The sequence below is a fragment of the Acinetobacter sp. YH12235 genome, assembly GCF_013417705.1.
Taxonomy (GTDB): domain Bacteria; phylum Pseudomonadota; class Gammaproteobacteria; order Pseudomonadales; family Moraxellaceae; genus Acinetobacter.
This window is the reverse complement of sequence record NZ_VPDL01000046.1, coordinates 1-9632: the sequence shown is the minus strand read 5'-3', so window position 1 is coordinate 9632 and position 9632 is coordinate 1. Positions and strand designations below refer to the sequence as shown.

General features: G+C 40.6%; 12 protein-coding genes and 1 pseudogene. 9 read left to right on the top strand and 4 right to left on the bottom strand.

All coding sequences use genetic code 11. The annotated features are described in order from the left end of the window. Window positions 1-140 precede the first annotated feature (140 nt). From FTV13_RS15115 to FTV13_RS15075, 9 genes are all read left to right on the top strand, one after another. Window positions 141-839 carry a TIGR02594 family protein gene (locus tag FTV13_RS15115; RefSeq protein ID WP_180012508.1) on the top strand — a complete coding sequence of 233 codons (699 nt, stop codon included), beginning with the start codon at window positions 141-143 and terminating at the stop codon, window positions 837-839. Next, window positions 836-1114: a hypothetical protein gene (locus FTV13_RS15110; RefSeq protein WP_179992528.1), complete on the top strand. Its 279-nt coding sequence runs from the start codon at window positions 836-838 to the stop codon at window positions 1112-1114. Before FTV13_RS15115 ends, FTV13_RS15110 begins: the two co-directional genes overlap by 4 nt. Window positions 1115-1349: 235 nt before the next feature. Further along, the gene (locus FTV13_RS15105; RefSeq protein ID WP_179992529.1) at window positions 1350-2360 is read left to right on the top strand and encodes an NAD-dependent epimerase/dehydratase family protein; all 1011 of its coding nucleotides are present in this window, start codon (window positions 1350-1352) and stop codon (window positions 2358-2360) included. 135 nt (window positions 2361-2495) lie between these two features. Next, window positions 2496-3890, top strand: coding sequence for a class II fumarate hydratase (gene fumC, locus FTV13_RS15100; protein ID WP_179992530.1), 1395 nt, complete (start codon window positions 2496-2498; stop codon window positions 3888-3890). 236 nt (window positions 3891-4126) lie between these two features. Then, on the top strand, window positions 4127-4300 hold the full coding sequence (locus FTV13_RS15095) for a hypothetical protein (RefSeq protein ID WP_166135486.1): 174 nt from the start codon (window positions 4127-4129) through the stop codon (window positions 4298-4300). A gap of 339 nt (window positions 4301-4639) precedes the next feature. After that, on the top strand, window positions 4640-5131 hold the full coding sequence (locus tag FTV13_RS15090) for a hypothetical protein (protein ID WP_005235543.1): 492 nt from the start codon (window positions 4640-4642) through the stop codon (window positions 5129-5131). 419 nt (window positions 5132-5550) lie between these two features. Then, entirely contained in the window at window positions 5551-6153 is a 603-nt protein-coding gene (locus FTV13_RS15085) for a nitroreductase family protein (RefSeq protein ID WP_034706681.1), read from the top strand. Window positions 6154-6284: 131 nt separating this feature from the next. Continuing rightward, on the top strand, window positions 6285-6650 hold the full coding sequence (locus FTV13_RS15080; RefSeq protein ID WP_034706678.1) for a hypothetical protein: 366 nt from the start codon (window positions 6285-6287) through the stop codon (window positions 6648-6650). A 15-nt stretch (window positions 6651-6665) separates the two neighbouring features. Beyond that, complete coding sequence (locus tag FTV13_RS15075; RefSeq protein WP_180012506.1) at window positions 6666-7034, top strand: hypothetical protein; 369 nt, start codon at window positions 6666-6668, stop codon at window positions 7032-7034. A 34-nt stretch (window positions 7035-7068) separates the two neighbouring features. Here the strand turns inward: FTV13_RS15075 and FTV13_RS15070 are convergent, their stop codons facing one another. The 4 genes and pseudogenes from FTV13_RS15070 to FTV13_RS15815 all read right to left on the bottom strand — a co-directional run. Further along, entirely contained in the window at window positions 7069-7350 is a 282-nt protein-coding gene (locus FTV13_RS15070) for a damage-inducible protein J (RefSeq protein ID WP_180012504.1), read from the bottom strand. A gap of 124 nt (window positions 7351-7474) precedes the next feature. Beyond that, window positions 7475-9121 (bottom strand): IS66 family transposase, encoded by a 1647-nt coding sequence (locus FTV13_RS15065; RefSeq protein ID WP_180012502.1) that lies wholly within the window; start codon window positions 9119-9121, stop codon window positions 7475-7477. A gap of 74 nt (window positions 9122-9195) precedes the next feature. Further along, the gene (gene tnpB / locus FTV13_RS15060; protein WP_171455698.1) at window positions 9196-9531 is read right to left on the bottom strand and encodes an IS66 family insertion sequence element accessory protein TnpB; all 336 of its coding nucleotides are present in this window, start codon (window positions 9529-9531) and stop codon (window positions 9196-9198) included. Further along, window positions 9528-9632 (bottom strand): annotated as a pseudogene (locus FTV13_RS15815) (IS66 family insertion sequence element accessory protein TnpB); the annotation flags it as partial. The gene tnpB and the pseudogene FTV13_RS15815, both read right to left, overlap by 4 nt.

Sequence of the window (9632 nt, the reverse complement as noted above, 5' to 3'; positions counted from 1 at the left end):
TCCAGTCAGTGCTTGTCCTGACTGGAGTTGTTTTAAGGCTGTTTCAAAATCAAATGTAGTTGCCATAATGCATCATTCCTGTTTTTAACAGTTTAAGGAAATGACACAGTTTTTTGAACACTACCAAATACGGCGCCTATATGGCGCTTTTTTTATCCTGCGTACATTTAGTTTTGCAGGAAGTGTATAACGCCAATGTTTTGCCTGAGCCATATCAAAGCATTGCATCTATCGTTTTGGTATTCTTGGCTACATATGTTGGACGCAAAAAAGCCCAGCCAGAACTACATGAGCCAAGCCTATCAGGGGTAAATAGCCTTTTAACCGTGCAACAACCAACCAGTGATCTGGCATGGATGATTGAAGCTAAAAAGCATATTGGACTACGTGAGGACACCAGTAAGACTAAGCATAATCCAACTATTCTGAAGTGGCTTAAATCACTTGGTGCATGGTGGTCAGAAGATGAAACAGCCTGGTGTGGAACTTTTATTGCTCACTGTCTAAAAGTAGCCGGTGTTAAATATCCAAAGCATTGGTACCGGGCATTAGATTATGTGAATTACGGTGCAAAGTTATCTAAGCCAGCTTATGGTTGTGTAGCGATTAAGTCACGTAAGGGTGGTGGTCATGTCTGCTTTGTAGTGGGTCGTGATAGTAAAACAGGTAAGCTGGTTTGCTTGGGTGGTAATCAGTCAAATATGGTGTGTTATGCCTTATATGCTGAGTCTGAATTTCAGGAGTTCCGTTGGTATGGCATGACTAATCGGCCAGCCGATCACCGTTATAACCTTCCAGTTATGTCTGGCGTAACTGCTACAGGAGTGACTGAAGCATGACAGCATTAACAATTGAACAAGTATCAAAATCAACATTAGAAGTAGCTGAATCAGGCGGCCCAATTTTAAGCCAGATCGCAAAGTATATGGATGCTGCTGAAAAGCTGAAAAACAGCACTTTATCTGGTGAAGAAAAACGGAACTGGGTAATTGGGTATGCGAAGAAGGAAATTGTAGAAATATTCACAAACCTTGATTACTGGATACCGATTATCATCCGATTTATTAATGCGGCTAAAGCTGCATTTAATCTACTTAAAAAAGCTATCGTTTGATTAAGTAAACCCTCGAAGTGAGGGCTTAATTCATTGTCATGAATTCCATACATTACATAACAATCAACTTTTGTTCGACCTGTAAAATAAGATATACTTATTGAGCAGATTAGCCGGCTCAGAAGAAATTTTGGGTCGGTTTTTGCGTTTTTGATCCTGTGGATAAGTCGGAGAAAGCACCAAATAAACACCATATCAATTTAAGATACTGATTCTAAAGCGGAGTTAATAAACAATGATTTTAGTGACGGGTGGTTTAGGCTTTTTAGGCTCACATATTGCTTTAAGTCTGATGGCACAAGGACTAGAGGTCATTGTGGTCGATAATCTGGCCAATGCCAGTCTCCAGACCTTAGAACGCCTTGAATTTATTTCCGGCCGCTATGTGCCTTTTGTCAAAATTGATATCCGTAACACTCCAGCATTAAATAAAGTTTTTGAACAGAATTCGGTACAGGCTGTCATTCATACTGCCAGCTTTAAATCATTGGAAGAATCAGTTTTAAAACCACTTGAATATTATAATGATAATGTCAGTTGTATCATGAGCTTGATGCGTGCCATGCAGCGTACTGGAGTACGCAATCTGGTGTATTTGTCTTCATTGGCTGTATATGGCCATTCCGGAACGGATTTAAAAGAAGATCAGGCTTTCAATTACACTTATCCAAACCCTTATATTAAATCACAGCAGATGGTGGAAGAAATCATTCGGGATACTGCCAAGACGGATAATGAATGGCGTATTGCGATGTTACGTCTTTCTAATGTCGCGGGTGCTTTTGAAAATGGCATTTTAGGTGAATGGGTACCACCTCTACCAAAGAATATTGTGCCTCTGGCCATGCAGGTGGGTGCGAAGCAGCGTGAATATCTGGAATTGCGCCGTCAGGCCAAGACCGAAGACTATACGGTAGAACGCAGCTTTTTGCATGTGATGGATGTCTGTGATGCGGTATTCAAATCACTACATTGGCTTTCTCAACAGCAACAATGGACTTGCGAAGCCTTTAATATTGCTGGAGAGCTAATTTCAATGCAGACTTTGCTGGATCAGGTTGCAGAAGTCACCCAATCTGCTGTTCCTACAGTAGATGCTTTGCCATATCCACATGCCGAAATGGATCAACTGGGTGCTAATACGGATAAAGCCCAACAGTTGTTACATTGGCAGCCACGCTATACCTTAAGGAAAATGTTAGAGGATGAATGGTTGTTCTATCAGAATACGTTAAGAGGGCAGTGATTAAGAATCCTATAAGTTAATTATTGATAATAATTATCATTTGCAAAATTAATCAAACTCATTAAGATGAATAGAGTACAGCATTGAAGCTGCTGTCTAAATGAGTAAAACATGGAATAACAATTGAGGTTGAGCATGCAAACACGTATTGAACATGACACGATGGGAGAAGTCGCTGTACCGAGTGAAGCACTTTGGGGCGCACAAACTCAGCGTAGTCTACAGAACTTCAAGATTGGCAATGAGCATTTGCCACGCGCCATGATTCGTGCCATGGGCTTGGTCAAGAAAGCAGCTGCGATCACCAATGCCGAGTTAAACCAGATTCCTCATGAGTTATCGACCTATATCATCGGTGCTGCGGATGAAGTGATCAGCGGTCAATGGGATAGCCAGTTCCCCTTAGTCGTATGGCAAACCGGTTCGGGCACGCAAAGTAACATGAACTGTAATGAAGTGATTGCCAATATTGCTAACCAGAAACTGGGCAATCCTTTAGGTGCACAAAAGCCTGTGCATCCAAATGACCATGTCAATCGTGCTCAATCGACCAATGACTCTTTTCCGACCGCGATTCATGTGGCAGCTAGCTTACAGATCAATGAACTGTTAATACCGGCAGTAACACGTTTACGTGATACCTTGCATACTAAATCTCAGGAATTTGCTGAGATTGTAAAAATCGGTCGTACCCATCTTCAGGATGCCACACCTTTAACTTTAGGTCAGGAATTCAGTGGATATGTCTCTCAACTGGATCATGCTTTAATTCGACTGTATCAGGCTTTGCAAGGGTTATATGAACTGCCATTAGGCGGAACCGCCGTCGGTACAGGCTTGAATGCCCATCCAGATTACGCCATTAAAGCCGCGGATACTCTAGCGGAATTAACAGGTTTACCTTTTGTCACCGCTCCTAATAAATTTGAAGCTTTGGCCGGCCGTGATGCAGCAGTATTTGCTTCAGGTGCTTTAAAGACTTTAGCGGTTAGCCTGAATAAAATCGCCAACGATATTCGCTGGTTGGCAAGTGGACCACGTTGTGGTTTTGGTGAATTACGTATTCCTGAAAATGAACCGGGTTCAAGTATCATGCCGGGTAAGGTGAATCCGACTCAAAGTGAAGCCATGACCATGGTCGTTGCCCAAGTCTTAGGGAATGACACGACAATTAATGTGGCCGGTGCATCAGGGAATTTTGAGCTGAATGTCTTTATGCCAGTGATTGCTTATAACTTGTTGCAATCCATCCAACTGCTTGGCGATGCATGTAACAGCTTTAACGATAACTGTGCAGTCGGAATCGAGCCTAACCGTGACAAGATTGAGCACTTCCTGCATGATTCATTAATGCTGGTCACTGCATTGAATCCAGTCATTGGTTATGAGAATGCAGCTAAAGTGGCCAAGACTGCCTATAAAGAAGGTAAAACCTTAAAACAGGTCGCAGTAGAACTCGGATTGGTAACTGCAGAACAGTTCGATCAGGTGGTTCGCCCTGAAAATATGGTGGCTCCAAACGTAAAATAAGTCTTCTAATTATGGTTAAATAATAAAGCCCTCTAAATGAGGGCTTTATAATATCTAAGGATTATTCATACAAATTTTAATAAAATCAATTGCACATGTTTTTTCTGGAAAATTCTCATTCAATTAAGCTTGCTTATTAAATGCTATGAACCATCTATCGTTCAGGTTTTGACAGATATGCAATGAAGGATTACTAATAGAAATTCCCTGATAACTAGAAAAATGAGGTAAGGGTGATGACTGACTTTGATGATGATTTTGATTTGGACGAATCCTATCCAGATGAGGATTTATATCCAGATTATACAAAAAAGAAGTGTAGCAGCTGTAGCGGTACCGGCTATAACGTTGTGGAAGCTAAACAGTGTATCGAATGTATGGGAACCGGCAAAACTGGTGAGATAGATTAACTCAAAATTATAAATATTTATTAAGCCTGCTCTATGAGTGGGCTTTTTTATTCTCCTCATCAGAAGTTCTTAATTTTATAGATTCATGAGCAAATAAAAGAAAGAATCTAAAATTACGGGTGAAATCGTATTAGAAGGATGGTTAGAGATAACTATTGAAGTTTTTTTAGTGCTAAAGCCTATCCTCATGGCTTCTCATACCGAATTAACATTGAATAAGCGTATATAGCTGCTAAAATGCAGTTCGTTTTTACTGCTGTTTTGTCGTTTATTCCGCATGAGTTTCTATAGCATATGAATAAACATCCATAAAATGGCAGGTTGTTTAAGGAAAATTTAATGCTTGATATTTATTTAACAGATGTTCAAAAAAAGGTTCAATTCAAGGATTATCCAGGTGAGCATCCTGTTAAATTTATTCTGAATTTTAAAAAGATTTTTCCAAGTGTAATGGAACTTCTTTTACCTGTTCTCCCGGAAAATGAAAATCTTGATGAAATGACCTGGGAATCAACCACTCAGGACTTTGAGACATTTCAGATGTTATTAACAGGGTGGGGCATTATTGAATTGCGTTTAAATGCGATCACCCAGTATAAAGATAAGACATTTGCAGATCAGTTGGTGAAAGAGGCGCAGCAAAAACGCAGAGAATATCAGAAGAAACATCTTAAGCTTTCTAGTGTGGATCTGGATTATCTATTTATGCATGATGTGCATGGCTTGATTGATGCTGAACTGGTAGAACTGGGTGAAAAATTCTATTTACCAACCTTACGTGATCTTTGGAAAAATAAAGTCTCTGCTCAAGTGCTTAATGCTAAATTCTAAGAAAATTTAAGCTGATTCATTCAATTTCATCCTCCAAATTGGGGGATGATTTTTTTATAGCGATTTCTAAGGATTGACATTTCCCTTATGACAATAAATAGCCTAAGCAAATTTCTATATTTATCATCAAAACAACTTTCTGCTACATCATTGAACATGGTGACTTATTTTAAAACAGAAATTGGCTCAGAAAAGGGCATTTATTTTATCGTTTGATAAAAAATAAATTAAAAAACTATTCTTTATCAAAAGAATATATAAAGATATTACTTTAATAATATAGCTATTCCAGTCATATTTTTTTAAGCTATCAGTACTTGTGAGTAAATGAATCACAGAATTCTTATTCATTAGAATTCCTTCATAAAAATAAGTGAAGGTTCCAGTTTTCCCGAAGATATATCCAAGGATTTAACCGAATGTCGAATCAGTTTTTAGATTTAATTACAAAACGCCGTACTATTTATGCCATTGGTAAAAATGTAGAACAGTCTCCTGAATATTTAACTGATTTGATTCAAAATGCGATTAAGCAAAGTCCGTCATCTTTTAACTCGCAATCATCTCGCGCCGTTATTTTATTCAATGGCGAACATGAAAAATTCTGGGGCTTTGTCGCTGATAAATTAAAAAGCTATGCCAAAGATGAAGAAAGTGCTGCAAAAACGACTGCAAAAATGGCAACCTTTGCTGCAGGTACGGGTACAGTTTTATTCTTTGAAGATCAAAATGTAGTAAAAGGCTTGCAAGAGCAATTCCCATCTTATGCCGAGAATTTCCCAATCTGGGCAGAACATTCAACTGCTATTGCTCAGTTCTCTACCTGGACAGCATTGCATACTGAAGGCTTGGGTGCATCTTTACAACACTATAATCCGATAGTAGATGAGCAGGTTCATGCAGAGTGGGATATTCCAGAAAACTGGAAACTTCGTGCTCAACTGGTATTTGGTTCAGTTGAAGGTGAAGCACGTGCGAAAGATTATCTGGAAGATGATCAACGCTTCAAAGTTTTCCAATAAGCTTAATTTCCGATCTGTCTTTAATCATTTTTAAGGACAGATCTCCAGGTTATTTATAAAAATACGCATTAGATTTTTTAAAACTAGGCTAAACTAAAGCGGTATTTGAAGAATTTAATGAGTCAAACCGAATGTCGAAAAACACGCAGAAATTATCACCATTACAGGAACTGATTGCAGAGCAGAAATTGCTGTGTGAAGAGGTCGGTTCTGCTTATGTAGAAGTAAGTGGTGATGATGTCGTTGCAGTGGCTGTACATACCCTGAAGCAGGATCCAATTGTCGGAATCCGTAGAAAGCCTGAGACAGAAGAAAATATTAGCTGGTATATTTATGGTGGTGAACTGGCTTCAAATGAAGATGCTTTTGAAACCATGACTGTGCGTGAGTTACAGGATATCGCCCCTGAAGTTTTACCTTATCTGGCTTTAGAGCAGGGCTACCGCTTCATGATTGATGCAGATGATTATGAAGATGTCTGGAAAGAAGAAAACTAAAAGAAGACCTTCGAAATGATCAAATCCTCATCTTTAATATGTACTTTCTTTATTTGCATGCAATTGAACAATATGGCTTTTGCCGAAAAGCTTTCACAAGCGGATTATGATCAGTTTATTGCTATGCAAACAAAAATAGTCAATGAAACCAAACATATTTTAGATGATCCAGATCAGAATGCTGATGCACAAAGTCAACGTCAGGCATTCTGCCAGCGTTTAACGGCTTATGAAGAGATTCAAAAAGTCTCTGAAGAAAATCAAGAGCTCAATATGGCGCCCACAATGGCTATGATTGCTAAAAACTTTTTGGATCGACAAGCACAGAGTATGAATAATTCAGGTATGACCACCGCAGTATTTTGTAAGAGTAGGGAAGTGTAATTAATCCATAAAAGCAAGAGCATTGTCTTGAGTTTTAATAGCCACCATCATCATTTAAAAATGCATCCTTCTGTTCTGGAATGGAAACTTTGACAGTTGGAATAGAGTAACTCGCTGCTGTTAATCGAGCTATATTGAAATCCTTAGTTCCTACTTGAGGAGTAATAGGTATTTGACTTGTTCGAACAATTTCACCATAAACTATCGTGATCAATTCTGCTGGAGTTAAACCCTCTTCTGCTATTACACATTCTGCTGATTCAACAACGTCTTGTTCCACTAAGAATTCAATGCTTTTTTTAACTAAATTGTTCATAAGATAGCCTTAGAATACATTTTATACACTACTTTAAACTATCAGATATGAAGCATATAGAAGCTAATGAAATTAAATATTCATATCTTATTTGTAAGCGTCCGCTGAACCCCATGCCTATTTTTTAATTTGAGTTGGATTTCCAGCGATGTGGTAGTAATTCTTCTATTTGGGTCGCTTTATGCGTCGGCAGCCTTTTCAGCACATCACTTAAATAGGCATACGGATCCAAGCCATTCAGCTTTGCTGACTGGATTAAAGTCATGATATTTGCCGCTCGCTGTCCACTGCGCAGCGAACCTGCAAACAACCAGTTCTTACGGCCCAATGCCCAGGGACGCATTGAGTTCTCTGCCCAGTTATTGTCAATGGGTAGATTGCCATCATCCAGATAGCGGCTTAAGGCTGGCCAACGCTTCAGACTGTAATTGATGGCCTTGGCGGTTGGAGAACTCGATGGCACCGTCAGATAATGTTGGTTGAGCCATTCATACAGTTGTTGCATCACCGGTTGGCTGTGCTGTTGTCGGTATTCGCGGCGGTGTTCTGCTGTACTATCGGTCTTTTTCCTGAGTTCTGCTTCTATCGCATACAGTTTCTGAATCATCAGTAATGCCTGTTCAGCGATCTGACTTTTCCCAGTCACATGTAGCTCATGGAATTTACGACGTGCATGCGCCATGCAGCCCACCTCAATGACATCGCCTGATTTAAAGCGTGCTTTATAACCACTGTAATCATCACAGACCAGATGGCCCTGCCAGCCATTCAGGAACTCTTCTGCATGCTGACCTGAACGGCTATCCTGAAAGTCATAGATCACCGCTTGAACTGGATTGTACTGTGTGGTGGCATAGGCCCAGACATAACCTTTCTTCGGTTTTTTCTCATTCTCACCCATCCGCATGATGGTGACCGGCGTTTCATCGGCATGGATTACCCGCTGTTGCAACACCACCTGTTTTAAGGCATTGGCCAGAGGTTCCAGTTCCACACCGCAGCGACCAATCCAGTCAGATAAAGTGGATCTGGACAGATCAATGCCAGCCCGCTGATAGATCAGGCGCTGACGGTACAGCGGCAAATGATCGGCATACTTCGATACCAACACATGGCTGAGCAATTCAGGTGAAGCAATGCCTTTATCAATCACATAGGCGGGCATCGCTTGCTGAGTCAGGGTGTCACACTGATCACAGACCCATTTGCCACGGACATGCTGTTCCTTATAGAACTGTGCCGGTCTGAAATGCAGTTTTTCACTGATATCTTCGCCGATACGACGTAACTGGCAGCCACAACTGCATTGGGTTGATGCTGGTTCATGCTCAATACGAATGGTGTGTAGATGATCGGGCAGCAGTCGACGTTTAGGTTTGTTGACTGTGGCTTTCTCTGTCGCTGCATCGGTTTTATCTGCATTTAATCGTTCTAATTCTAGATCAACGGCTGCAATATCTTCTTCGACCGCTTCATCCCAGAGATGGATTTGTTTTGCGGTGAGATGTTCGTTTTTACTGCCGAATTTGTGCTGTTTAAATAGTGCGAGTTCATGCTCGTATTTTTGATTGAGAATAGAAAGATGTTGAACTTGAGCATCTAATTGCTGATTGGTGACTTCAAGATGTTGAACTTTGGTATCTAATTGTTGGTTTGATTTTTCTAATTCTTGATTTGATTGTGCCAGAGACTGATGCTGCATTGCCAACTGCCGGGTGAATTCCAGCAGTTGTTCATGGGTCAGTTGGCTTAAGTCAGGCAGCGTATTCATGACCGCAGTATGCCTGAGGTCATGAGAAGAATGAAATAGAACGTTTGGAGAATAGCAGAATGGACCAACCTAGTTTAGAGCATCGTCACCACCTGCTGTCGTCCAATGCGCTGCCAAGGTAAACCCTGGATCAGTGCCTGTAACTGTTCCGGGCTGAGGGCCACGGTTTCACCTTGGTGAACTTGAGCCCAGTGAAATTTGCCCTGTTCCAGCCGCCGGGCACACAGCCAGATGCCCAGTCCATCATGTACCAGTACTTTCATGCGATGGCCACGTTTATTACAGAACAGGTAAGCACAATGCGGTTTAATATAGCCAAAGGCTCTCACCACCTGAGCCATGATAGTATCCATCCCTGCTCGCATATCCAGAGGTTGGGTGGAGAGCCAGATTTCATCAATGCGGATCATGTTGCAAGTGCCTTGAGTAATTCTGCTAAAGCAGATATTTCTGATACTTGCCATTTCAAGCCAATTTCTGCTTTTGAGTGGGGTAAAGTAATTTGAACCGT